The sequence below is a fragment of the Novipirellula sp. genome (assembly GCF_041583735.1).
GTDB lineage: Bacteria > Planctomycetota > Planctomycetia > Pirellulales > Pirellulaceae > Novipirellula.
The window spans coordinates 1-26945 of sequence record NZ_JBFHFD010000040.1 but is presented as its reverse complement, the minus strand read 5'-3'; the positions used below and the strand labels follow the sequence as shown (position 1 = coordinate 26945).

Here is a 26945-nt window from a genome sequence, read left to right as displayed (position 1 = left end):
ATCGCGGGCCTGCGGAACATCCGACTCGTTCTCGGCGATCAACTCGATTTCGGCGAATCGGCCGACCTGCTGGACGTCATCCAGCACCACTGAGAAACCGACCCAATCACCTCTGTTTGACTCCGCTGCGGATTCATCCGGCTCAAACACACGCCGCGTCTTGCAAACTTCCGCGACACGCTGAAACCCAAGCAACTGCAGCAACTCTTCGGTCTTGTCGCCATCGGCATCCCCGGGCCCCAATTCCCATTCCAATTCACGCCGAGCCTTGATTGCGCCTGGCAACTTCGTTCCTTTGTACGTGATCCAGGGCAATCCATTGACCCGCCGCACCCGCAACGCCTCTTTGGACTGGGCAAAATCACGGCACGGATGATTGTAATAGGTATCCCGGTGAGTCTGAGTTTCGACGGCCTGAAACCCCGCCTCGAGCAACATTGCTTCGGTGGCAGTCGAATCGTCCAAATGAAACTTTTGCTCAACTTCAAACATAATGGCTTTCACAGCAAGCGAGAGAGTGAGTCTGTGCGATGGAGCCAGGAGCTGACGATGCACGACTCGCACTTTAGTTGAAAGGCGGGTCAGTCAACGACAGGCTGGACGCCCCCGCGACCTGGCGAGGATGGCAGCGGCTTGGCCACTCGGCTCAGTGGTGTTGGCGTCCCTTCGCTGGTCACCCAAATTTCGCCGTTCTCGTCCATACAAAGGGCTTCGATCTGTCTCAAGCGAGGCAGATCACTGGCTTCGGCGACCTGTTTTGTTTGTTCGGCAACCGACATGTCGCGTGGTGAGCAGCGAAAGCAAAAAGCTTGAAAGTAGTTGGCAAGCCACAAATCGCCCGTGCGTGGGTCAATATCGGCAGCCGAAACCATCGGCAGCGCCAGCACTCCTTCGATTTTTGCCACCACCCGGTCTGCTACGGGGAGCGAGGCTGCTGCGGGGAGCGAGGCTGCTGCGGGGAGCGAAGCGGGCGGATGCGAGCGGAGCGATTCCAGTCGTCTCACCAAATCGGGCAACTCTACAGAGTAAACGTTCACGTACGGGATCGCGGATTTGGCAATCATCAAGATTTTGCCACGCGAAGGATCAACCGCAATCGCTTCGCAATCGCGGGCTCCATCGGGGTAGGTGAGCTGTACCGTGAGATAACTTTTTATTTTTGTCGCACGTGTCGGGTCGGGTTCGTCGAACAAATAGAAAAAGCAGGCATCGCGTTTGCAGTCGTTGTCTCCGCAATCCGCCACCAGCAGGTACTTTCGATCACCCAGTTGAAACGATGCCATATCTTCCCAATCCAACGACGTTGCCGCAATCAATTCGCAGCGACCAGTGGCCTTGCCGCGGGAATCAAAGGCGAACAATCGTGCGGTATCGCCCGAATCATTATGCGACCAAAAGTGCCCGGGCTGCCGATGAGAGGCGGCCAAACCACTACTCTCGCTTAATTGGGGTTCCTGCAGATAGATTGGGGGGGAATTGGCGGTTGAGCCCGTATTCTGCCCATTTAAATCCTGGGCGGATGTCCACTGAACGATCGCTACACTCGATAATAGAGTGAACGAAAAGAGAGCAAACGAGATCGCAAGATGAAAAGCTCGAAGGTGACCCATTTGATTTATTGCTTTTTGATAAACGACCTTTAGCGTGAAACCACATTCCGAAACAACTGATATGAACGAAGTTCCCCTGCAGCCTCGAGAGCCCCTACAGCCTCGAGCGTCCCGGTCGTGGTGGCCGCTGATTGTCTTAATCTTAGCGTTTGGGCTGTTCGCTGTCAGTCGAAACCAACCGGCCCGCGATTCACAAGACAGCGTTGCGATCGGCCAGTCCGCTCCGCAACTGGAATTGGTTCGACTTTCCCAAGATCCTTCGGAAATGTCCATCGAAGGCTTACCCGCGGGCAAAGTGACGCTGATCCATCTGTGGGGAACCTGGTGCGGCCCCTGCACGATGGAATACCCACATCTGTCGGAAATGGTCCAAGAATTCGCATCCAACGAGAACTTTGCGTTCATCTCGATTTCGTGCGAGGCCGGGTCGTCCGAAACCATCGAAAGCCTAGCACAGCGAACCCAGCACTTTCTTGATTCGATCGACGCCGATACCAATGTGTTTGCCGATCCGCGTGGCATGTCGCGTGAGAACGTTGCCAAGTCGCTAGGGAAACCGCACATGTATTTTCCGACTTCGGTGCTGGTGGACCAGCAGGGCACGATTCGCGGCGTGTGGGAAGGATTTTCGCCTAATGGTGTCGATCAAATGAAAGCCAAAATCGAGGAACTATTGTAAGCGTCAGACCACGGCATCGGTTATTCAGTTTGTGTTCCCGATAGCAATGTTTGTTTTAGCGTCTTCGCGGCATGCACGGGGTCCTCGGCATCGCGAATCGCGCCGGTGACCGCAATCCGATCACAACCGGTTGCCATTACTTCGTGGACGTTGCTTTGATCGATGCCTCCGATTGCAAACGCGGGTATCGCGATCGACTGTGTGACTTGCTGAAGAAACGTTGGTCCCACGTAAGCATCAAACTGCTTGGTGCGGCCCGCGAAAATGGGACCGCACCCGATATAATCGGCACCGTCATCGACCGCCTCTTTTGCCTGCTCGATCGAGTGGGTGGAAATCCCTAGCAAGCGGCGATCTCCGATGATGGCGCGGGCAGCGGCTGCCGGTAATTCTTCTTGCCCGACATGGACGCCATCCGCACCGGAGGCAACCGCGATATCGGCGCGATCATTGACAATGAACAACCGCCCCTGCTTTCGCGCGACCGCCGCACCGACACACGCGCGTCGATAGAGCGTGCGGTCGTCGAGTGAGTGATCACGGAGCTGGAAAATGTCCACCCCCGCCTCTGCAAGCCGCTGGATCGAAGCGACGAACTGTGACTCCGATTCACCGCCATCGATCAGCAGATACAATTTTGCTGCGGCCAGCTGAGCGGTGTGCTGGCTCGTGGATGCCGCCAACTCCAGCGATGCACTCGCTTGGTAGGCTCGATAGCGGATCTGTTCCACCTTGGCAGCAAAATGGGCATCGATTGTTTTGCCATACTCTTCGATCACTCGCAGCGATTGAGCGATACGGGCGGCGGCAGCGGCGATCACCTTTTGCGGCGTCGACCGCTCGTATTCGGCTGATTCACGTATTTCGGTCCCCACGTCGCCTGGCGTATCACGCGCTTCGATCAATTGCAGGCGATCGACACTTTCACTCGTGGCGGTAGTCAAATCGTGACGAAGCGATTTAAAGCTGCCGCTGAGGGCAGCATCGTCCAGCGCAAACCGGGCATACTCTTCCAAGGTGCGAAGCCCTTCGGTCGCTCGATTTATCGAGGCATCCAGAATACGATAGGTCGCTTGACCTGCTAGGATTGGCATCTGTTTAAATCGTCAACGGGAAACGAGAAGAGGTAGAAAAACATGAAGACATCCGCAGCTTTCGCAAACATCGTTGCTTCAGTATTGATGATCTCGATCGCATTTTCGCCGCTGGCGATTCCAGCGACTGCGGACGACGGGGGTAAAGCCAGCCCAGAGAAAACGCAAACAAAACCAGCTCCGAATCGTAATGCAAAGCCCAAAAAGGTGAACCCGGCATTCCAGCCGCCCGTGGCCGTCAAGGGACTTCCCAATGTGCTGCTGATCGGCGATTCGATCTCGATCGGCTACATGGTGGATGTCCGCAAACAGCTTGATGGCGTGGCAAATGTCTATCGCCCGGCGGTCAATTGTGGACCGACCACACGCGGGTTGCAGTCGCTTGAGACATGGATCGGCGATCGCAAATGGGACGTCATCCATTTTAATTTCGGGCTGCATGACTTGAAATTCATGGGTCCGAAGGGACAAAATTTGGCGGATCCCAACGCGGCGACAAGCCAGCGTCAGGTTCCGATCGATCAGTACGCGGACAATTTGAGAAAGATTGCCGAGCGGCTCAAAGCGACCGGCGCGACGGTGATTTGGCGAGAAACCACGCCGGTTCCCGAAGGAGCGGCCGGACGTATCGCGGGCGACGCAAAGCGTTACAATGTTGCCGCTGCCAAGGTGATGGCCGAGGTGGGTGGGATCGAGATCGACCCAATGTACGACTTTGCAACCGAGCATGCCGATTTACAATTGAAGGCCAACGTGCACTACACCCCAGCGGGGTCAAAGAAGTTAGCCGAGCAAGTGGCGAAGTCGGTCCGAAACGCGTTAGAAAAAAAGTAGTCCGTTCCCCCTTCCCACGTCGCCAGCGCAGCTGCAAAATTTCACTTCAGGACGATTACGGTTCTGAAGCCATTCCCAATTGAAACGCCCCCCAACTTTCAAAACGCCTCACTTTTCCAAACGCCCTCGTAGCTCAGAGGATAGAGCATCGCTTTCCTAAAGCGGTGGCCGCTGGTTCGAATCCAGCCGGGGGCATTCTTTTGTTCTTGACGAAAAGTCGCCCGCACGTAGTATCAAAACCGAGTGCGATCCAAAGGTGCGTTAGCTTATGACTGGCGGACTGTGGAAAAGTTGATTTAGGTCGCCAGAGTTAGTTCGGGAACTCGGTCGAACTCGTCCGGTGTTTGATAATTGAGCGTTTGGTGGATACGGCTCTTGTTGTAGTACGCTTCGATGAATCGAAACACGCTGAGCCTCGCTTCTTCTATATCGGCAAGCGTTTCGAACTTCGTCCATTCATGTTTCAACGTCCAGAAAAATCGTTCCATCACTGCGTTGTCGTAACAACAACCACTACGGCTCAATGAAATAGTGATCCCAAGCGATATCAACGTCGATTGGAGGGGCTCGCTGGTGTACTGGCAGCCGCAATCGCTGTGGTGCAGGTCTCCTGACGTTGCGCACTGCCGCTGCTCGATTGCTTGTTGCAATGCATCGCAAACCAATGGAGTCGTTAGACTGTCGGAGATAGACCATCCGATTGCTTTGCGACTGAATAGATCCAACACGACTGCAAGATAAACCCATCCAGAAGCTGTTGGCAATTAAGTGATATCCGTTACCCATTTCTGGCTGGGCCGGTCGGCTGTGAAGGTTTGATCTAGCAAGTTTGGTGGAGGTTGCTTGGATGGATCGACTTGGGTTGTTGTCGGCTTGAATTTCCGCGAAATCCGGCTTTGAATGCCTAGTTCTCGCATTGCGCGAGCGACGGTGTTGCGGCAAGCGGATTCCATAGAGGGATCCGCCTTCAATCGTTGCGATATCTTGTAGCTTCCATAGTTGCCGTGTGATTCTTGATGTACTTGCTGAACAAAGTGGTGAATTCGCTCTTGTCGTTGTTTGCGCGGACTTGGCAAGGTCGAGCACCACCTGTAGAAGCCACTCTTACTGCCCCCAAGACACGACACATCGCAACGATTGGGAAGATGTCTTTGTTGTTTTTGATCCAGGCGTATTTCACTGCGACTCTTTCGCGAAATACGCCGTCGCTTTTTTTAAGTATTTCACGCTCCATCTCGACGCGAGCGAGTTCTTTGCGGAGTCGCTTCACTTCCGCAGTGAGCTGTTCGACCGACGCGTTATCGTCACTAGGCTTTGGTATTGGCGCGAACTTCCGATGCCAATCACGTAACGTTGTTGTATCAACATTGACTGCTCTTGAGGCGGCCGCAAAGGTGTAACCTTGATTAACGATCAGATCGACAGCATTTCGCTTGAACTCTTCGGTAAACGAACGTCGTTGTCCGTTCTTTGCCGACATATTGGTCTCCTGAGACGATTTTGAAGGATTCGTCCACAGTCCGCCAGTCATGGGCTAACGCGGGAGGTTGTAACCCTTCTGGCTTTAATTGTGTGGTAGCTGGTGAGAGGTGCAATTCTTTGCATTCCCACTTAATTCACGTCCTTGGTGATACGGTAGCACTGCTAATTCCAAACCACGTGCTCTCCGGGTCGACAATTAAAAAAAGTCCTGTGGCCCAATGGCTACGACACCTGTCTTACAAACAGGAAACGATGGTTGCCGCTACTTCGACGCGCAGTGGACGAATCGGGGAGCCCTTCTCTCTGTATCTGCAAAATCAGGAGATTGAACTTTCGCCCCTCGATGCTGTACGTCTTCACTTTTGGCCCACATTCGCCAATAGCCGCGAACCCGATGTGTTTGCACTGCTCGAATCGACCAAACACGAGCAGAGTGTCGCATTGTTGATAGAAGCAAAGCTCCATGCGTCCCAACACGAAATCGACGGACTGAGCCAACTAGGACATTATTGATTTACACAGGGGTGATGCGTTTGCGGTAAGATGAAAATCTTATTGGGGCGGCGTACACAGGTATCCAAATTGCAACACAATGTTCGACGCGGCGGTGAGTCAAATCAGGAATGCCTGCCAACGACATTTGTCCAGCCGTGTTCGATTTTTAAGAAGTCGTATCCTATCGAGGCTCAATTGTTCATGAGTTTTAAATCTTCGACGGTAGATACTTCGGAGAAGCTATCGACATTAGCTCCACGGCAACAAACCAAAATCCTTGACTGCTAAAATCCTACGCCATGAACTCTAATTCACACTCGACCCAACAACAGAACGTCTCTACAGGTTCAAGTGAATCAGATAAGCATTTACTGTCTTCGGTTGTCCTCCTTGAAACGATTGATCCACTAAAAACGATTGATCCCGAAAGCGCGCTCGAACAGTCTGGAGACCTAACTCCGGCCCTTGCCCCAATGCTCGCAACGATTTCGGCTGATGACCATGGACGTCAACTAGAGATTGTCACAGCATTTCAAGCTGCGTGGGAGTCGGGGGCGATGCCGCGATTGAGTGATTTTTTGCCAGTCGATGCAGCACTTGGTTTTCGTGACTTCGTTGCCTTTAAGCTGGTGCTTGTAGATATCGAGCAGCGGCGGATTCGAAGTCATCCTGTCTCCGAACAAGATTATTTAATGCAAGCACCGCAGTGCAAGGCAGCAATTAAATTCGCTTTGAATAGTTCAACGATCAAGACAAACAAAACCACCGAGTTAACGAAACCAGTTTCATCGGATGAAAACGACTCATTGCAATGGTCGATCGAAGCGGGGCCTAACTCCGTTGCTCGCTACGCACCGCTCGGAATGCACGCCAGAGGAGGTCTGGGTGCAGTTTATCGTGCGAAAGACAATGAGCTCGGTCGCATCGTTGCACTCAAACGCATTCTTCCGGCTCGTGAAAACGATTCTAACAGCAAAGCGAGATTCGTTTTCGAAGCCGAAGTCACAGGAGCATTGGAACATCCCGGAATCGTACCTGTATACGGATTGAGTCGTTACGGGGACAACCTTCCGTACTATGCAATGCGGTTCATCCAAGGCCAGAGTTTATCAAACGCGATAAAATCATTTCACGACGAAAACCCTATCTCGTCGTCGAAAACGTTTTATGACCGCGCGTTTCGACAGTTGCTGAGAAGGCTAATCGACAGTTGCAATGCGCTGCATTATGCACACGAACGTGGCGTTCTTCATCGCGACATTAAACCGGACAACATCATGCTTGGGCACTATGGAGAAACACTGGTCGTCGACTGGGGATTGGCCAAGGTTCAATCCACCACCCATGATTTTGATCAGCCGCAAACAGGGTCAGCTTTTATACAGCCTCTAAATCTCAGTGGCAGCGGAGACAGAACGAGCCAAGGAGTGGTTGTAGGAACTCCGATGTACATGAGCCCTGAGCAAGCACTTGGAATGCACGAACAACTTACAGCCGCTGCGGACATCTATAGTCTCGGCGCTATTTTGTTCAACATGATTTGTAATTTACATCCGATCGAAGGAAAGACGACTCGTGAAATTATTTCAAAAGTTCGGACTGGCTCGACTCGAGACTTAACCTTAGTCGCCCCCAAAGCTCCCCGAGCGCTCGTGTCGATCTGCAAGAAAGCAATGGCGACAACCCCCGAGGATCGCTACGGAACGGCAATTGAATTGAGCGAAGATCTTGACCGGTGGATGAGCGCCGAAGCGGTCAAATCGCATGACGAGACTTGGATCGAGCGGATATCAAGGCTACTTTGGCGCTATCGCAACGAAGCACTAACGATCGCTTCAGCATTGATAGTGTTAACGCTGGTTTCTATCGCTGCTTCACTTTTAATTTATAAAGCAAAGAAAAACGAAGAGATCGCAAAGCTTCGCGAAACAATGTTTAAAGGTGAAGCGGTTCAGCGTTACCGCGACTCGCGTCAGTCAATTGATTCTTGGTTAGTTCAGAGCAGTGACGCACTTGAATACTTTCCCGGCAACCGCAGCGTTCGCTCACGACTGCTAACACTTGCCGCCGAAGACTACGCAAAACTCACTGGTTTGGTAAGCGAAGATCCTGAGCTAGAGCTTGAACGCGGCCGAGCTTTGATAAAACTGGGTGATTTGCATCGCAGTATGAAAAAGCATTCCGAAGCACGCGAGTCTTTCCGCAAAGCAATCACACTGCTCGACCAAGGTGCCACAAAAACAGACGGGTCCAACCAACTACCGACAAAATACGCCATTGAATCGGCCAACGCTCGCTCGCGATTAGCACTCGACTACGCTAGCGAACGTGACTATAAGAAATCCGATCTCGAATTTCGAACTGCGATCGAACAGCTCAAAAAGATCAATGAGACGTCAAGGGACTTATCTGTTTATCGCTACCTTGCCGCTGCGTGGACCAATTGGGGAGATGCGGCGTTCGTTCAGCTGAAATTAGGCGAGGCTACAGCGCGTTTGAATTACGCCATTCAAGCATGGGATCATCTTGGAAGTAATTCGACAACAAAAGATCTGCTCGATCGATTGCGTACGGAAGAGCTTCAGGGTCGAGTGAAAGTTTCAGAAGGAAATCACCAAGCCGCCATCGAACGGTTTAATAAAGCCATCGAGCGTTTTGGACCACTAGCCAACGACAACGACCCAAACTACCTCGATTCCATTGCATCTTTACTCGTATCACGTTCATTGGCCCAACAAAGTTTGGGTCGGCATCGCGAACAAATGGACTCACTCGCACTCGCGATGACTCATTTTCGAACTCTTCGTCGAGCTATACCGGACATGCCTCGGTACACCGAAAATTTGGTATTAACACTTACCGATTTCGGCTTGATCTTATTCGAAGAGGAGCGATGTCGTGAAGCATTAACGCATTTACAAGAAGCCGGCGAATTGCTTGATGACCTGATACGCGACTATGGCGCCATCTCACGATTTGAAGACATGCGAGCAGCAAATCATGACGCAATCGGTCAAGTCCAACTTACACTTGGAGATTCTACTAACGCTATTAAGAGTATCGCCAAGTCCATTACTACCTACCAACAGTTAAGCCTGAAAATCCCTGAATCACCTGACTATATTGAGCGACTCGCTATCGCACAAAGCCATTACTCGCAATGCCTCGCCGTAGGATCGCCGGCGGACTTCAATAAAATCGCTTTGGCAATTGAGGGATTCGAGACGTCGATTGCAACGCTAAAGGAGTTGATCAATATTTATCCAGACATACCTCAGTACCGTGCGTCACTTGGCCATGTTTACGAAGCTCAGGGGCGATTTCTCTTTGGCGTAGAAGACGCGGCGTCAAATGTCGCATTTACTGAAGCAATCGAGACATGGAAGGCACTAGGAGAACGGCGAACTCCTGCGACTAGCGAAGAGCTAGCATGGTTATTATTGAGCTGCGAGAACGAGAAGATTTGTTCACCGAGTGAGGCGATCGTCTTTTCTGAGGAGGCGCTAAAAGCAAGCCCCGACAACCAGAACTTTCAATCCACTCTTGGTGTCGCACAGTCATTAAACAAACAGAAAGAAAATGCGACCAAGACGCTGAAGCCAATCCTTCAATCCAGCGAAATAGATCGAACTGGGAATGCATGGTTTGCGATCGCAGTGTTCCACAAACTCAATGGAGAGGAAAGCAAAACGCGATATGCGGTAGAACGAGGAGAAAAGTGGTATGAGAACCAAGCTCCAATGCACAAAAATTTGTCTCGTTGGAAAGCCTTGTTACATAAGATGAATTCGCCCTAAAAGAAAAACGCAAGCTAAAGGCGAATACAAAGCTCGAAACGCAAGGTTTGAAGTTACGCGATTATTAGATAGGTTTCTTAGCCAAACGACAAAATCAATGTCGCAACTCCAAAAAAGCGAACGAGTGGAGCCCCCCCTGCATAAGGTGTTGAGTAGAATGTAATTTGCCGAAACGCGTTGAGGTCCGGTCCTGGTTAATCGTAGGGCAATGCTGTTCGGCTGATTAAAATGAAAACTTATGTGTTGATGTCGTATGTCTACCCCTGCGACATGGGCTTCAACCAGTCGAAAGTTTCAGCGAATGTCACGTCACGCTTACCAATGAAATCTACTGGTGTCTCACACCCAATTTCCGTGGACGCATAGAGGGGTAGTTGATTCGTCGCAACCACAGGCTTGAGCTTTTTAGCTGGAGAAATTTTTTCACTCACAGGCAATTCAACCAATCGGCTTGGTTCGTTTTGCGTTTCTGAACTCGTGATCGAAATCAATATTGGCGTCGAAATTAGCTCACCTAAGCCACCGCTCGACAGTGGCAAACGATTGATGACGTAAAGCGCGTCAAGCGCTGTCAAGAATCCATCCCCATTGGGATCATAAAATTGAAATAAATTTGAATCCAATGTCGTTGGGTCAACAAGTTGATTCAAATTATTGGTGACTTGACGTCGAGGCAATGCGTTAATGATGGTTAGCGCGTCGGCGGCTGTCCCAAGGCCACTGCCGTTAACGTCCTCTGGAAGCAAGGGATTGGTCCATGCCAAAGGCCCAACAAGGCGGATTATTGCATCACCATTCCTGAAAATTCGACGGAAAGTACCATCAACTATTTCCACCGAATCAAATTTCCACCCACCATCAAACGTCACTTCGTCGTCAGTGTCAGCAATCACCAAAAGTGACTGATTGGGTGACAAGCCTGCGATCTTTGCTCCATCAAGCAATATCCGATTCTTCCCTGTTCCGCGAATATCTATCAGCTTTGTAGCCGCGAGAATTCGCTCCGATAGTGTTGACAGTGAAAGGGTTTCACCTTCACTCTCTAAGACAATTTCCGAGGAGGGGTTGGCAACAAACCCGATCGTTATTTGGAATACCTGCGTCTCCGACAAGTCATTTCCACCACGGGCTTGACCGCCACTGTCACGCACTTGAACCCTAACCGTTGCCGTCCCTGCGCGATCGATTGCAGGAATGAATGTTAAAGTACCCGAATTATCGATGTCTGGCAGTACCGAAAACAGTCCGGGCGAGTCGACCATGACAACGTAATCCGAAACCGTTTGATCCGCTTCGTCACTGCCGCCCCCCGGAGAAAAGTTGTTTGCAAAGCTGATGCGAGTTTGCATTCCTGCATCGGCGTCTACGCTAAAACTCGGGCTCAGATCAAATGTCGGCGGATCATTGACCGGCAACAAACTCACGACAAACGTCTTAGTTGTCGTATCGACACCACCGTTGACAACGCCACCGTCATCGGAAAGTGACACTGTAACGGGGATGGCTCCTGACTTATCAGATTTGGGCGTGAACGTCAGTGTTCCTGTCGCGTCGATTGCAGGTTGCACTGCAAAGTAACTGACATCGGACATGACCGTGAACGGCGAGAGCGTTTGACCGGACTCATCGCTGTTGCCGCCGTTTCCGATCCCCGTCACGAAGTTCGCAAGCGACTGGGCCCCCGCTTTTTGGCTGGCACTTGTTTCTGCCGGTATTAGAAACGTTGGAGGATCGTTCACTGCCAGCACCGTCACCGTGAAAGACTGTTCGAATATGCCATCGTCGCTGGTACCATGCACCTCATCAGCTCCTGCGTCCACTGCGCGGACAGTCAAAACCGATGTCCCATTTTCATTGGCGGTGGGAGTATAAAGAACCGTCGCTTGGCTGCTTCCATCAGCGAAGGAAATGGTTGGATTCGCCACCAAAGCGATGTTGGAACTCATGACAGTGAACTGCAAAGCGGGACCAGCGACTCGACCTTTTATGATCCCAGTCACGATCACAGACTGTTCCGTTGCATCTTCTACGATTGGTGATGGCAGTGATTGAATTTTGAACATTGGCGGCAACGTTGCGGACCGAATCAAGAAATCAATGCCCGACGCGATGTCACTCGCTGCGCCGCTGACCGAAGCTCGTCGCGATCCTTGCACGAGACGATTGTGAAGTACGTATAACGTGTCGGTGTTCTGTGGGATTGCGACAATGTCCAGTGTTCCGCTACCGCCGGGGCCCGAGGTGTCGTTGTCCAAGTTCGCCAGCTTGAACGGCACCTGTTCGCCAAATTGGAATTGTCCTAGCCCGATATTTTCTTGAGGTTCAAAGCGAACTTCGCCGGTTGTCGAATCCAGACCGATATTCCGGAAAATCGATACTTGGCGAGTAGCCAGTTTTGTCGTGATCACATCAATATCACCGTCGTTATCGATATCGGCAGCTTCCACGTTGATTGCGCCACTGGCCGTACCGAGCGTTGTGCTTTGGACTCTCAGCGCACCATCCGCCTGACCAAGAAGGATCGAGATAGAGTTGCTCGAAAAGTTTACGACCGCCAAATCGGGCCGTCCGTCGTCATTGAAATCAGCGACTGCTGAATCGAGCGGTGTCGCTTGGACTGGGTAGTAGTTCCCATCGTATGAAAGAACGCCGTTACTGTCCCCCATTAATACAGTGACTCCACCCGAAGTTGTCGCGGTCGTTTTGGGTGCGACGTGAGTTACCACAAGATCAAGATCGCTGCTGCCAATGAAGTCACCGACGACGAGCGACACCGGCACTTCGCCTCCGGTGTCGACCGGTGCACCGACCGTGAAGACTCCAGATCCATTGTTTGCAAGGACCTGAACGGTTCCAGCAACCTTGTCCAACACGACAAGGTCCAGCGCACCATCGCTGGCGAATTGGCCAGATACGATATCAATCGGTTCATGACCAACCGGCAGCAACGCAGTCGAACCGAATGCCCCTGTGGCACTATCAAAATTCAGCAGTACCAGCACGTTGCCGGTGAAATTACCAACGATTGCAAAGTCGAGTTTAGGGTTCGAATCGAGTTGATCAGTCACCAGCGAAATCGGCGCGCTGAATTTGTTGGCTGCATTCAATTCGATCGCAAAGTCACTTAGATTGAAATCAAACTTCTGAGAGGTGAATCCACCTTGCTTGTCGTTCAGGCGGATACTGAGTTTGTTGGTTTCCCCAAGAACGACCGCGACATCAGCGAACCCGTCGCCATTGAAGTCTCCGGTGACAACGCTCTGTGGATTACCTTCGCTTTTCTCTTTGTCGCTAAGGGGGAACTTGAGAGGCTGTGAATTGTTGCCGAGCAGATCATTTCCGAGCGGACTGACCTGAACCAATTGATTGTCAATCAATAACCGCACCGGAGTCAGCGTAGAAGGTAATGCGGTAAAGCTGTAGTTTCCGTTGACATCAGTGATTGTTTGCGGGTCGTTGAAATCGCGAACGCCCGGCGTGCCGCCATCAAGGTAGACTACGCGACCCGTCGCAGGCGTGTCACCGGCGTCGATGATTCCGTTTCCATTCGTGTCGCTAATCACACGACCAGAAATTGTCGAATCGGATGATTGACCGGTAGCGACGATGCGTTGAAAACCAAAATCGCGTCCCGCTACCGTTGCACCGGCCGGAACGAAAACAAGTTGATCACTGGCTTCCAAAGGGAAAACTTGCTCAACCCCCACGACACCATTCACTTGAATTGCATACTCTGTTTGGCTCTCTAGATTTGAAAAATGGTAGCGTCCATCGTTGCCGGTAAGATGTGCGGGCTCATCTTCGTCCAAGACCCCATTGCGATTCACATCCAGAAATACGGTTGCACCGACAATAGGAGATTCGCCGACGCCAAGAACATCATTTTCAAACTCATCCAAAAAAATTCGTCCCGCGATTTCGCCCGGTAGTGCGACGAGGGCAAAATCAAATCCATTGACGATGTCGCCGTGTCGCAATTCTACTTGCGCAAGAGAAACGTCGCTGAAAGGGTTTGGCGCCGCATTAATTCCTGAGAGATCGCGGAAGACGATAAAGCGACCATCTCCAGAGATCGTTGGAATCACCTTAGACTCATTACCACGTCCAAAACTCTGCTCTTGGTCGCTAACCAAATCATAAATATTCAAATCCAGATCCGATCCGAGCACCGCGAACCGCCCGTCATCGCTAATCGCTGTACCGATATCGCCTTGGCTCAGACTTGTCCTACTGTGTACTATCGCGATTGAGTCTGTCGTGTTGTTGTAAAGAAAATGGTCAAAACGATCGAGTTCGGGGCCAAGGTCGACATCCTGCCTGCGGAAAAGTACAAATCTGCCATCTTGATTCACAGCAAGCTCGTCGATTCTCCCTTCACCAAACGAAACATTTACAATACCAGGGTCTGATCCACTAGAATCATCGGACAGATTCTTTAATGAATCGTTTCTACTATCGAACAGGTATGCGTGTGATTTCAATGAAAAAAAATCCGGCTCCACAACGTCCGATATGAACGCAACAGACTGCCCATCTCCAGCGATTGCCGGCTCATAACTCGGCCCAAGTTCGAGATCGTCATCGAAACTCACCAACTCGATTTGGCCTGATTGCCGATCATGCAAAAAGATGTCGCCATTGCTTTGAAACGCAACCATTCTACCATCATCGCTGAGCGACGGCCGATCCGATTGCTCCGTGAACGGCTCCCCTTCCTCATCGGTAAGTCGCTCGAACTTCCCTGATTTACGGTCATAAACGACGATGCTGGTGACGCTATTTGTTTCGCCTGCAATCAAGTTTGTTGCATTCGTTGCGAAGGCAATAACACTTCCATCACCACTGATTGCGGGTGACGTGCTATTGCCGTCACCAAGCATCAACGTTGGCGAAATGCTGATTGCTTCAACAGAATCGAATTTGCGATCGTAAAGAAACACATGCGTGAAGTCGCTCCTGCCAAACCCAAGTTGATCCGACTGATTACTTGCAAATACGACGTATCGCCCATCATTGGACACTGTTGGGCTCGTCACCCCAAAACCAACAGACGCAATTAACTCGGTTTCACGGCTTTTGGATACTTGCCATCCTACTCCACTGATAACGTGTGTTTCATACGAACCTGGCGAAACGTTTGACAGTAAGTAAGTCCCGGCTTCATTGACAAATAAAGTATTAGGATCGTCGTCATTTGTTATGGTGCTCGGTTCATTTGGATCAAAAACACCATTCTGGTTTTCGTCCAGAAAAACAATTTGCTGTGACAGACCTGGCTCGTCGGCTCCCCGTTTACCGTCCTCGTTCACATCGTGGAAGAGTGTACCAGACAAGCTAGCCTGCGCTACTTCGACAGCGCCGATGTCGGGTTGTGAATTACCGATCATCGCGTTTGGAAATTCTGCAGCATCAATCCCACGGGCTACACCAAGCTGATCGGTTGGTGGGAAATCTGCGTGATTGGCAGCATCAATTGCACGGCTTCCTGGCAGTGGGACGTGGACCAGATCTCCTTTAGGGGTGCGAGTAAGAGGCGAAAGTTTCGCGGGACCTAACCCCTGTCCAAAAATATTAAACCCTGCATTGCCATTATAAGGAAGATCAAAAGGCAAACGATGTTTGCCAATGATGCTTCCTCGTAGATCACTTCGTCCCGTCGTACGCAAGTCACGAATCAAGTCAAACCCCAGATTCTCGACAATGGTTGATGACTCAATCTCTAGGCTATCGTCATATAAGTAGACACCACCAACACCTTGATTGTCGTTTCCGTTGTTAGAGATAGTTGAGTTGCTAATTCGCAAATCAGTCGATGGATCACACTCCAATCCTCCCTGTTGACCTGCGTAAATCGCGGCGCCCAATCGCATCGTTACTTGAAACCACTCGTCTACAATCCCTCGCGGTGAAAAGAGTTCGTTGTATGCGATGGAAGAGCGATTTATCGAGAGTCCCGAACACCCCGTTGGGGTAAGCCCCACAGCAAGTCCACCACCGACGTCCATTGCCGAGTTTCTCTCGATAACAGTCGACTGGATGTTTGCAACTCCATCGTCCAATATTGCTACCCCACCGCCAACCTCGGCAGTGCTCCTCGTGATTGCTGCTTCGTCGACAAAAAGTTTTCCAGTGGTCTTGATAGCACCACCTGATTCACCAATAGATGGTTGTCCAGATGTTACCGTCACGCGAAGAAGTGACAATGACGAATCCCGCCCGATCACGTCAAACACCCGATCGAGCCTCCGCCCGTCGACTTTCGTCAAATTACGACGGTTTCCCGCGATCGTTATCTTGCCAGTGATGTCCAAGTCACCGGTCACCCCAAGATCCTCGCTTTGGCCTGCGATACCGAGATTGTAGTTACCCCGGTCGAGAATTATTATTCGCTCGCCGTCCGCCGCATTAGCTTCTTGTATTGCCGCTCGAAGGGTAGTGCGTCCTAATTCATCAAGAGCAACTCCATCTCCCGGGTTAGTGTCCACTGAGTCTTCTTCGCTATTAACGTAGAATACGGATGGATCATCAATTCGAACTTCCACCGATCCAATTCCTCTGGCGTTCATTGCGTCGCCCGCGGTAGACCTCACCGCGTCAGCCACGGTAGAGAGCTCGTAATTGCCGAAGTCGAGAGGATCCCAAGCTCCATGTAGACTCAACGACCATCCCAGCAACAAGCCAGCCAACCCATTGTCGTTGCCATCTTTTACCTCTAGGCTCCAATTGCCATTGGGGTCCTCAGTCGTCAGTGAGGATAAACTTTCCTCTGCCCGAAAAACCCCGGTGTATGGGGCATTTGAATCAGCCAGCGTTTCTTGCGAAGAATCGTCAAAGGTCGTCGCAATGAAATTCCGCCCACTTGCGCCACCGGTATTGGACAGCAGCATCGCGCGTGCGCCGCTCGGTGCGATCAACGTCGCTGTAAGGTCTTCAACCGATGAATGATCGATGTCTATTGAGACGGTGAGACCAAACGCCGGTTCTGAAAAGTCCGAGATGACAATTTGGGATTCAATGGTCGACGTCCTAGGATTGGACAATAGAAAGTTAAGTGTCCATCCTTTCAGCGTTCCCCCCTCACCATCAACCCCATTGACGACTTCAAGAGTCCACTCCCCATTAGGATCTGATCCAAGAAGCGGCGTTATGCTCTCAACCGGGAGAAATAACCCGGTGAATGGTGCCGCCGCATTTGAGATCGAAACTGTAGCGGTGTCATCGAAAGTCGTGCCCTCAAGATCGTCAAACCGGTTGCCGAAATCCGAAAACAGTATTGCGCGGGCGCCATTGGGAGCGATCAGCGTTGCTTTCAAATCGCTTGTCCGGTCGCGATCGAAATCTATCGATGCGGAAAAACCAATTATTGTCTCTGAGACATCCTCCACAAGAATTGGTGAGTTAATCGTGTTCGAATTGGCACTGCCGATTTCATCGCCCAAATAATTAGAAAACACTCGAGAAACAAGACTGTTATCGATAGGAGTTGTTACAGAATTTGTAAACGTTTCCTCACGACCAGGTGCATTGATTCGGTATGTCGCAGTCGCGGTGGTGGCATTGGACGTGACGGCCCCAGGTATAAGTTCGGCAAATATAGGATCGCTAGCGCCCCAACTGCGAGTGACCACCAGATCATCATCACCGAGGGTACTGACATCAATACCACTGCGGTGAAAGTATTCAACGGTGAATTCGGTTGAGCCCCCCCCTGATTCGGTGACGTCTTGCTTGGCGACCAGAAACGCCGAAGGAGCAAAGACATTGGCGCTGATTGCGGCCGCTGTGCTGAGGCGACCACCGGAGGCGACTGTCCCCGCAAGAGCCGGTGCAGGTGTGACCGATGACAGGATTGCCTGGCGGACTTCCTCGGGAGTTGCTACTGGAAGCGCGGACCAAATCAACGCAGCGGTGCCAGCAACGTGCGGTGTCGCCATGCTGGTGCCGTTGCGAGTTCCATAGCCACCATTGCGCTCGGTGCTTCGAACACCAGTTCCTGGTGCGGCCAAGTCGACCGACTGGCTGCCGAAGTTGGAGGACGATGCGAGAGCGCTGTCGGAGGTGCTCGACGCGACCGCGATCACATTCGGCGAATCGTAGCTGGCCGGATAGAACGGCGTGCGGTCGTTATCGACCCCCTGCCCCAAGAAGTTTCCATTTCCAGCTGCCGCGACGAACAGAATTCCCGCATTGCCACTGTCAACGATCGCCGTTTGGAGGGCGAGCTCAAAGCCGCCGGGCTGCCCCCAACTGTTGTTGAGAACGCGAACGCCTGCACCCTGCGTGACACGACCTGAATCATTGACGTTGTATCGTTCGCGCATATCGCGAGCGTAATTGACTGCTTTGATTGCCGCGTCCGAGCTCCCTTGGTTGTTGTCATCTAAGATGCGGAGCGACATCAGCGAAGTTTGCCAATTAACCCCCGTCACTCCAGTGCCGTTGCCGCCAATCGCACCAATTGTTCCGGCGATGTGCGTACCGTGACCTTGTCCGTCGGTTGGGTTATTGCGGTCGATACCTCCACGAAAGTTCACGCCAAAAAAGTCATCGACTTCGCTATTTCCATCGGTGTCACGCCCATCGGCCCACAGAGGATCAGACAAAATATCCAACCCGTCAATGTATCCGTTGCCGTTGAAGTCAGTGACAAACTCGGCATTCGGCCCCGTATCGATGCCGCCGAAGATAAGCGAATAAGGTTCTGTTCTAGAACGCGTCACATTGTTGAGATCGTAAAACGTTATTAACCCGTCACGATCAATGTCCGTCAGCTTGTTCCCGACATCGTCGAGAAAGTGTGCCGGAATCTCGCCTTGGTTAAACCAGATGTTGAGATAGAGGTCACGATGAGCTAGATCGATCCCGGTATCGAGAACACCGACAACCGTACGTAAACTTCCGATCGATACATCCCATGCTGCAGGCATCCCGATGTCGGTGAGACTCGGCATCGCGCCGCGAACAAAGTCGGTATCGTTGGGCGTGCTATCTTGGCCCGTGATGAGTTGGTTCAGGCTGAATGATGTTACGTTCGTGTTGCCGCTGAGGCTACGTTCGATGTCGAACTGTGTTACGCCTTGGCCACGGACGAGTACCAAGCCTTCGACACCGAGACCGCTGATGATGGTGAAGTCGTTGTGACCGGAATCGAGCAGGCTGTCAGCGGTCGCAAGACGCCGAACGTCTTGCGCTGCTTCATCAGTGAGTTGAACAATCCATTCGCCAACCGCGAGCGGCAATGGGCCAGCGACACCCTGCGTGAGGAATGGGTCGACGGTGGCGAGCGATTCCAACGCGACACGAGGGACATTACTGAACGTTTCGAACCAAGTGATCGGCGTGTTCAGTTGGCCATCAGCCCCTTGTGCGGAGAGTCCGACCTCGGAAAATTCGGCGACGCTGGCTAGCAGGTGCCGCGGTTCAAGGAGCTCAAAACTAAGTTGCAGTTGAGCTTTGCGATTTGCCTTACTTCGGCTGCGGAGTTCGCGACGCGAGAAGTGAAGCGAGTTGTGGGAATGATAGGGTCTTTTCATGGGATGCCAATCAACTTCAATAAATGACAACCGAACAGCGCGCCCCCTCTCTGGAGCGGCCCGCTACACTAAAGATAAGTGGCCTGATCTCTAGAAGCCAGTAACCGCAACTTGAATCAGCGGAAAATTCTTGTTCAAAACGTACCGTCAACAGCCAGGCACTTCGCTGGCAACCAACAAGGGAGCAGTCGTAGCAACGAAAAAAGCATGGAATTGGCTTTTAAGAAAGTTTTAGTAGGAAGAAATCGCGGTTCGCATATATCGCTTCGCTCAGGCTTGTATCTAACGAGAGGTCAGAATCCGGTTAGAAAAGCGGACAACGACGAAAGATGCATCGCGCCAGCCTGACTTCCTAAGGTGGTTCAATTGGGCTGATGAAGTTGTGAAAGCGCCGACGCCATTGTCACCGTTGCTGCGATTGAAATTCGCTAAATTTGCAAACGGCCTGGGCGAATTGAAATTGGTCTCAGGCACAATCGTTTTCGAACCGTTCAACCTCCAGCTAGCATCTGCCACGCTTGATCATTTCTAATGTTTTTCGTGCGGATTTCTCAAACCGCGCCAACGCAACAGTTCCCTTTTTTCCTCTTTAACGCTGGGGAAAGCATTAGCGGACGCATTGAACAATGAGAAGCTAGGCATTTTATACTGGCGTTGATACTGAAGCTGTAACGACAATTACGGTCATGCCGATTGATTGGGGGGGAACACACCCTCGTCTGCGGATGCACTTGTGAAGATACACCTGCTGAAATCGAAACGATTGAGCTGTTGCTGTTTGCTTTCAACTCTTCTTGCCATCACTTTTTTGCGTGCCAATGCCTACGATCACCTTCCTAGTGAACAGCGAGAAGAGCTAGAGGATGGATTCGTCAGCGAGGCGGTGGCAGTCTACAGTCCTCGTTTTGACGAGTCGGGAGCTTATGAGGCGGAGCATTTTTTTCGTCTAACTTCCCCCTTAAAGCAAGCGACAATGATGCAGCCCACTCCGCTGCTTCAGCCTCGCGTGGAGGTGACTCCAACGACGACATCTACATCGCAATCCTCGTCGACTTCACTCGCGTCGCGATTGAGTAATGACGGAGGTGCACAACCCGACCGCAGTGTGCTTCGTCAGGCTGCGGAAGGAGTTAGCTCGCTTAGCGTTGACTGGATTCGTGGAGCTGAGGCTGGCCCCCTCACGACGACGGACGTGGGTAGTCTACTGCGAAAATCACCTGCTGCATTGAGCACTGCAGTCCAGCGACGAACGCCGATTGTCAATGACCCTCGTATTCGAAGCAGTAGGGTAGGATCACTTGCTGCATCGGGTTCCTATTGGGTTCCCGCTCGCGCGGATCTGGATACGGTGCTGAGCAAGATCGACTCACGTCAAATTGAAGACATCATCATTATCCCGGGTCCTTACTCAAGCGTTTATGGTCCTGGGTTTCGATACGCGGACTTCCAACTCTTGCAATCCCCACGTAGCGAAGAAGGATCGAGGTGGCTAGGCCGTAGCAGTTTTGATCACAACAGTAACGGCAATCAATGGCTTGGACAACAACAGATCGGATACGCTGCAGAGAAATGGGGCGCACGGGCGAGTTATTCGCATCGGTATGGAGACAACTACCGCGCTGGTAATGGTAGCAGCGTGGACGCCGGCTATGAATCACGCGAACTGACCTTGGCACTCGGACACGATCTCGGTGATGGTCGATCAGTTGAGTTTTCAATATTGCATTTAGATCAGACCGATGTTTCGTTTCCAGGTTATGTATTTGATATTGATGTGTTGGTCTCTGACGCTTACGAAGTCTCGTACATTGACGAGAATCCCTATCTCTCGGATCGCGCAGAATTTGAGATTTGGTACAACCGTACTTGGTTCGAAGGTGATGCTCAGAACGATGCGAAGCGGGCTCAATTCCCTTTGCTTGATCGAGTCAGTTACGTAGGAACCACAGACGTCGACTCGCTCTCAACGGGGTATCGTCGTGGACATACCTGGAACCAGAATGCTGACTATCGGCTAACCCTCGGTCATGATCTGCGATTCATCAAACAAGAGCTAAACGAAATCGCCAGCGGCACATCACTTGGCTTGCCGATTCCGTTCATGAATCGAAACTCACCGATTCCACGTTCGTACTCAGTCAACCCTGGAGTGTTCGCCGAATACGAAGAAGAGTTCCTAAAAGACTACACATTCCGCACCGGAACTCGAGTCGACTTTGTGCAAACGGATGTTGTCGATGACCTAAACAAGCTTACAGATGTCGGTCTAGATACAATTCCAGCGACCTACAGGGAAATTATTGGAGCCGATGAAACGCAAACCGATCGGTTTTTATGGAGCTTGTATGGAACACTTGAGCGACAATACAACGAGGCACTCGTTGGGACAGTTTCCGTTGGTTACGCCGAACGCCCGCCGACGTTGACAGAATTGTATGCAGCTCAACCCTTTTTGTTGTTGTTGCAAAATGGACTAAATAATGTCACCGGGGATCCGCGTCTTGACAATGAAAAACTCATTCAAGCCGACGTTGCGTTGGACTTCGAAGGAGACTATTTGAAAGCCGGCGTTCGAGGCTTTCACGGGTGGGCAATGGACTACATCACGTTCGAGAATACAAATGTGTTGCGTGGTCCTCCTAACGGTGAGATACAACAGGCGAGTCTTCGTTATGTGAACACCGATCTTGCCACACTTGCCGGGGGCGAAGCGTTCGCAGAATTGTTCCCCAAAGCGATGCTCAGTCCATTCGTGCGTGTTCGCGGTGTGGATGGACGAGATCGAACTCGAAAAGGAAATTATGCAACGACGAACGGATCGAACGGGAGTTCATCGCAGCGAGTTGCCGGTCAAACTCGCGGTTTCTTCAGTGGCATATCAGGAAGTGATTCTGAACCGCTGCCTGGTATTTCACCATTTGAAATGCAAATCGGGGGAAAGCTGACAGACCCGAGCGTGGATCCTGCCTGGAGTTTGATTCTTTCGGCACGCGTGTTTGACAATCAAGATCGGGTCGCCTCCAGTTTGCTTGAGTCAAAGACAGCCGGTTTCACGATTTGGGATTTGCGAGGAATCTATCAACCGCGAGGCATCGATGGCCTAGTCGTTGTCGCGGGCGTCGAGAATTTTACAAACAAGAATTATCGTGAGCATCTCGATTTCCGATCGTTTAATGGAATCAACGTCTTTCAGCCCGGCGTGAATTTCTACTTAGGTACTGATTGGACGTATTGAATCAATGGGACCTAAGGTTTGCCAGAACATCCATACTCGATCACGTCAGCGAGTTCCTCCACGCTACTAAATGCCATATAGCGAACTTGCTCTCTTTGGCCAACATGTGCATCAAGCCCCAGTCGACTCGGCCAAAGCAACGCTCGAACGTTTCTTCGTCCGTGTCGCTTGGGCACAGCAACTCGTCGGGGGGGGTGCACGACCATCTTCTGGGGAACTGTTCCGGTTGTCGTCCGGCGTCAAGTTGTTTATCAAAGAAGTCGGCGACAATGCAGGTTCGAATCCTGCCGAGGGTGCTTTCTCTGGTCGCACTCGAGCAAAATGCCTGGATCGAGCATCGCCACAAAGTGCGATCCTACGTTTGCGATCCTATGCTTGCGTTGTTCGTCGCGGCAATGTCGCAGCGGGACCTCACAGTAGCGACGAACAACCTATTCGATAATCGGTAGCGAAAGTCGTCACGCCTTCCGGACAGTTGTGGGAGTGAAGCCCAAACGGTTTTTGCGGTTCCTTTCATTTACGACGAATCGAAAACCGTCCTTGTGAAAACCGTCCTATTTTCTGTATGGCACGATTGTGCTAGTGCCTGACACCATCGTCAAGGTTTTGCATCAGGTGGTGGCTAGAATTAGGGGTGTGGCAGCCTATCGCAGCTGTAAAAAAATGGTCTCGCTCCCCTGGCAATGGACATCGCTTGATGAAAATCGCGACGATGCCGGATGCTGAAGATCGACAAACTTCAAACGGCGTTAAACTTGTATTGTAGATCAGCAAACGCGTCACCTCCTTTTCTAAGCGGCCTCCTCAAAGCGGATTGTTCATCCCCATGTCTATCGATAACCCTGATGTCATTCTAATCGGCAGCGGAATCATGTCCGCAAACCTAGGCGCGATGCTGAAACGTCTCGACCCAAGTTTAAAAATCCAGCTGTACGAGGTCTCCGAAGAACTTGCTCAGGAAAGCTCTAATGCTTGGAACAATGCAGGCACAGGACATGCGGGTATTTGCGAATTGAGCTACACACCGAACCGTTCCGCCGATGGCTCGGTTGATGTGAGCAACGCGATTACGATCTTCGAACAATTTGAACAGTCTCGCCAATTCTGGGCGTATGCGGTGTCCGAAGGGATGATCGACACGCCACCGGACTTCATCAACCCGGTTCCGCATGTCAGTTTCGTGCATGGCCAATCACAGGTCGATTTCTTGCGAGCGAGATTCGAAGCGATGTCGTCCCATCACTTCTTTGCTGAAATGGCATTCTCGACCGATCGCAATGAGATCAAGCAATGGGCTCCGCTGTTAGTCAATGGACGCGACGATACTCCCATCGCTGCAACGCGAATGACAGGCGGCACCGATGTCAACTTTGGCGCACTGTCGCGAAAACTGATTGATTGGATGGCAATGCAAGATGATTGCGGCGTCGCCACCGGTCATCACGTCGTCGGACTGCGACGAACTTCACAGGGCTGGGATGTCACCGTCAAGGATCTGAAAACGAGGCAGCAATTCACCAAGTCGGCGAAGTTTGTCTTTGTCGGAGCGGGTGGAGGCAGTTTGCCGCTGCTACAGAAATCAGGAATCCCTGAAAGCAAAGGTTTTGGTGGCTTTCCAATCGGCGGACAATGGCTGGTGTGCGACACCGCATCGATTGTGGAGCAGCACTCCGCGAAAGTCTATGGACAAGCCCAAGGCGAAGCGCCCACGATGGCTGTTCCGCATCTCGATACGCGGGTGATTGATGGAAAAAAGGCGGTTCTGTTTGGTCCCTTTGCCGCCTGGACAACACGTTTTCTGACCAAGTCAGGTGGACTGACCGATTTACCGGGTTCCATCCGACTGGACAACATCGCCTCACTTTTGAAAGTCGGTGCCTACAATCTGCCACTGGTCAAATACCTGATTGGTCAGGGACTGCAGAGCATGGAAAGCCGCATGAAATTGCTGAGAACCTTCTATCCAGAAGCCCAAGCCAAAGATTGGCGACTGGTCGATGCCGGAATTCGTGTTCAAGCAATCAAACGCGAAGACGGGGAGGCGGGGATTGTTCACTATGGAACCGAAATTGTCACCGACAAAGACAAGACGATCGCCGCACTGCTGGGCGCTTCTCCGGGCGCCTCGGTTTCCGTCTCGTTGATGTTACAAGTCATCCAGGACTGTTTGCCCGAACGATTGAACGATCGCGACGGTCATGACAGGATGAAAAAGATGATTCCCACTTTTGACGTCAAGCTGCAAGAGCCATCATCGACGGCGCTATTTCGCGAAGTCCACCAGCGATGCGATCACGACTTGCAACTGGACCGAGCATGAGACTGCCGTGCATGCTGGCGATCAGAACTTCATAGAAGCGACGCTGCGAACCTTCAGATGTACGTCCTAGCTCGTCCGCGGAAACTCCGAAATTGCCAAGTTCCAAAAAGTCCAACAGCAGCGGTGAAGAATCTTTTAGTTTCCCGGCGCCGATGCATTTACCGGTTAAAAAGTGAACAACATCGCCTGTTGTCACGTTTGCTGTGACTGCCAAGCACGGCCATTGGCCTCAGTTGTCCAAGAGGGTCGCCGAGTTGCGGGCGGCTGTTTGGCTGTAAGTCCAACTCTTGGGAGAGACGTTTCCATACGCGAACCTAAAATCACTACCGCAAACCAAATGATAAATATCCTCCAACCTTGTCCGCGATCAACAAATCAGACATTTCGACGAACCGAGCCTGGTTTAGTCATACGACCGAACCAGCCCCTTTCGTCATCCAGCCGAAAAACGGTGATGCCAGATCGGTATTGCTTTCGCAAGCGACCAGCGGTCGTGGTCATGCTTTGCTGTTTGCTGATGACGACGGCACTGCCCGCGGCTGACTTGTTGACGATTGACAGCGGGACGGTGAAGGTTGGTATTGATCGCGAGAAAGGCGGCGCGATCACGTGGTTGTCATCGGACGCCTATCCGAGAAACATCGTCAACATTGCCGATCCAGGCCGTTTGATTCAACAATCCTATTACGCGGGTCGGCGACTTGATCGAACGTCAGAAGGACAAAGCAAAGCGTGGAGTCCTTGGTCATGGAATCCCATCCAAGGCGGAGGGGTTGGCAGCGCGGGCAGCAAAGGATCTTGGGCACGAGTGACTGCGTTTGAAAAGACAGGCAGTAACTTGTACTCCGAAACGATCCCCAAGCTTTGGGACATGCCCGACGAAGAGGCTGAAGCCATCATGCGTCAGTGGACGACGCTGGAACCGAACATGCCAGGTGTCGTTTGCGTGCAATGCGAAATCAAAACGATGCGTCGTGACGACGACCCTTGGGGCGAGACAAAAAGCAGTCCTCAAGAGGTCCCTGCCTGTTACTTCACTCGCAACTTCGAGTCCGTGCAAAGCTATCTCGGCAATGGAAAATGGCGGCCTGAACACCAACCGCCTGGACCACCGTGGGGTCGCACCACTCCGCCGCGTAAAGCGATGGCAATGTTCGAGCCATCCGGCCAAGGCGTCGCGGTCTTTTCGCCCACGTCTGGTGAGAGCTGGAATTTCGGTCCTCACGGCAGCGGTCAAAGTAACGATCCCGCCGCCGGCCCTTGCATGCATGTCGCACCGATCGACCGCGTCCCGCTAGGCCGCAAGACAACGTTTCGATATCGATACTGGTTAATCGTGGGTAACGAAAGTGAAATCGCCTCGCGGCTCGACGCACTTTGGAAAAAACACTCGTCTGAAGAGTCCCAGCTTGTTGATCCCTCAACTTGAATCGCACCGCCCTTCCCCCATCCCAGAACTTCTAACATCACTCTCACCACAGTCCTCACGATGAATCGATTTTCCGTTTTCTTCTTTTGTCTCAGCTTTGCGTTGACTTCTCCGCTCGATGCCGCAAAACCCAACGTAATCGTCATCCTTGCGGACGATTTAGGCATCGTCGATGTGAATGCCTATGCGACAAAGTTCACGGGGACCGATCCTTCGCAAATGTACTACGAAACGCCGAACCTGGATCGACTGACCAAGGAAGGACTTGCGTTCTCGCAGGCGTACGCTTGCCATCTATGTTCACCGGCACGGGCTAGTCTTTTGACGGGCAAGTACGCAGCACGCACCGGATTTACCACCGCAGTCGGTGGCAATGTACGAACGTTCTACAACCAAGCGATCGAGCCACCGCAAGGTTACGTCGCTCAGGACGCGTT

Annotated in this window: 16 protein-coding genes and 1 tRNA gene; 10 read left to right on the top strand and 7 right to left on the bottom strand. The window is 51.8% G+C overall.

The annotated features are described in order from the left end of the window. Together cyaB and ABX962_RS05560 are read right to left on the bottom strand one after the other, a co-directional pair. The coding region (gene cyaB / locus ABX962_RS05565) for a class IV adenylate cyclase (RefSeq protein WP_372717395.1) at positions 1-492 on the bottom strand (492 nt) is incomplete at its 3' end. Between the two features lie 89 nt (positions 493-581). Then, entirely contained in the window at positions 582-1427 is an 846-nt protein-coding gene (locus tag ABX962_RS05560) for a hypothetical protein (protein ID WP_372717394.1), read from the bottom strand. Positions 1428-1671: 244 nt separating this feature from the next. Here ABX962_RS05560 and ABX962_RS05555 point away from each other — a divergent pair, with 244 nt between their 5' ends. Then, positions 1672-2289 carry a TlpA family protein disulfide reductase gene (locus ABX962_RS05555; protein ID WP_372717392.1) on the top strand — a complete coding sequence of 206 codons (618 nt, stop codon included), beginning with the start codon at positions 1672-1674 and terminating at the stop codon, positions 2287-2289. 20 nt (positions 2290-2309) lie between these two features. Here the strand turns inward: ABX962_RS05555 and ABX962_RS05550 are convergent, their stop codons facing one another. Continuing rightward, a complete protein-coding gene (locus tag ABX962_RS05550; RefSeq protein WP_372717390.1) occupies positions 2310-3383 on the bottom strand; it encodes a thiamine phosphate synthase in 1074 nt (357 codons plus the stop codon). A gap of 42 nt (positions 3384-3425) precedes the next feature. On the opposite strand from ABX962_RS05550, the gene ABX962_RS05545 reads away from it, so the two are divergent. Next, on the top strand, positions 3426-4217 hold the full coding sequence (locus ABX962_RS05545) for an SGNH/GDSL hydrolase family protein (RefSeq protein WP_372717388.1): 792 nt from the start codon (positions 3426-3428) through the stop codon (positions 4215-4217). A 122-nt stretch (positions 4218-4339) separates the two neighbouring features. Then, positions 4340-4412: transfer RNA gene (locus ABX962_RS05540), tRNA-Arg, on the top strand. 101 nt (positions 4413-4513) lie between these two features. On the opposite strand, the gene ABX962_RS05535 is transcribed toward ABX962_RS05540, so the two are convergent. Genes ABX962_RS05535 through ABX962_RS05525 form a run of 3 tightly spaced genes read right to left on the bottom strand, consistent with a single transcriptional unit; the run spans position 4514 to position 5748 of the window. Then, positions 4514-4981, bottom strand: a complete 468-nt coding sequence (locus ABX962_RS05535) for an IS3 family transposase (RefSeq protein WP_372717386.1) — start codon at positions 4979-4981, stop codon at positions 4514-4516. Then, positions 4982-5293 carry an IS3 family transposase gene (locus ABX962_RS05530; RefSeq protein ID WP_372717384.1) on the bottom strand — a complete coding sequence of 104 codons (312 nt, stop codon included), beginning with the start codon at positions 5291-5293 and terminating at the stop codon, positions 4982-4984. Next, on the bottom strand, positions 5185-5748 hold the full coding sequence (locus ABX962_RS05525; RefSeq protein ID WP_372717382.1) for a transposase: 564 nt from the start codon (positions 5746-5748) through the stop codon (positions 5185-5187). Before ABX962_RS05525 ends, ABX962_RS05530 begins: the two co-directional genes overlap by 109 nt. 745 nt (positions 5749-6493) lie before the next feature. Here ABX962_RS05525 and ABX962_RS05520 point away from each other — a divergent pair. After that, positions 6494-9991 (top strand): protein kinase, encoded by a 3498-nt coding sequence (locus ABX962_RS05520; protein WP_372717380.1) that lies wholly within the window; start codon positions 6494-6496, stop codon positions 9989-9991. 257 nt (positions 9992-10248) lie between these two features. On the opposite strand, the gene ABX962_RS05515 is transcribed toward ABX962_RS05520, so the two are convergent. Beyond that, positions 10249-19089, bottom strand: a complete 8841-nt coding sequence (locus ABX962_RS05515; RefSeq protein WP_372717378.1) for a S8 family serine peptidase — start codon at positions 19087-19089, stop codon at positions 10249-10251. Between ABX962_RS05515 and ABX962_RS05510 the strand changes: the two genes are divergently transcribed. From ABX962_RS05510 to ABX962_RS05485, 6 genes are all read left to right on the top strand, one after another. After that, entirely contained in the window at positions 19069-19398 is a 330-nt protein-coding gene (locus ABX962_RS05510) for a hypothetical protein (protein WP_372717376.1), read from the top strand. The genes ABX962_RS05515 and ABX962_RS05510 overlap by 21 nt on opposite strands. Positions 19399-20302: 904 nt before the next feature. Then, entirely contained in the window at positions 20303-22759 is a 2457-nt protein-coding gene (locus ABX962_RS05505) for a TonB-dependent receptor (RefSeq protein ID WP_372717374.1), read from the top strand. Positions 22760-22829: 70 nt separating this feature from the next. After that, on the top strand, positions 22830-23201 hold the full coding sequence (locus ABX962_RS05500; protein WP_372717372.1) for a hypothetical protein: 372 nt from the start codon (positions 22830-22832) through the stop codon (positions 23199-23201). A 384-nt stretch (positions 23202-23585) separates the two neighbouring features. Then, complete coding sequence (mqo, locus tag ABX962_RS05495) at positions 23586-25079, top strand: malate dehydrogenase (quinone) (protein WP_372717370.1); 1494 nt, start codon at positions 23586-23588, stop codon at positions 25077-25079. 454 nt (positions 25080-25533) lie between these two features. After that, entirely contained in the window at positions 25534-26508 is a 975-nt protein-coding gene (locus tag ABX962_RS05490) for a hypothetical protein (RefSeq protein WP_372717368.1), read from the top strand. A 60-nt stretch (positions 26509-26568) separates the two neighbouring features. Further along, on the top strand, positions 26569-26945 hold a 377-nt coding region (locus tag ABX962_RS05485; RefSeq protein ID WP_372717366.1), incomplete at its 3' end, for a sulfatase-like hydrolase/transferase.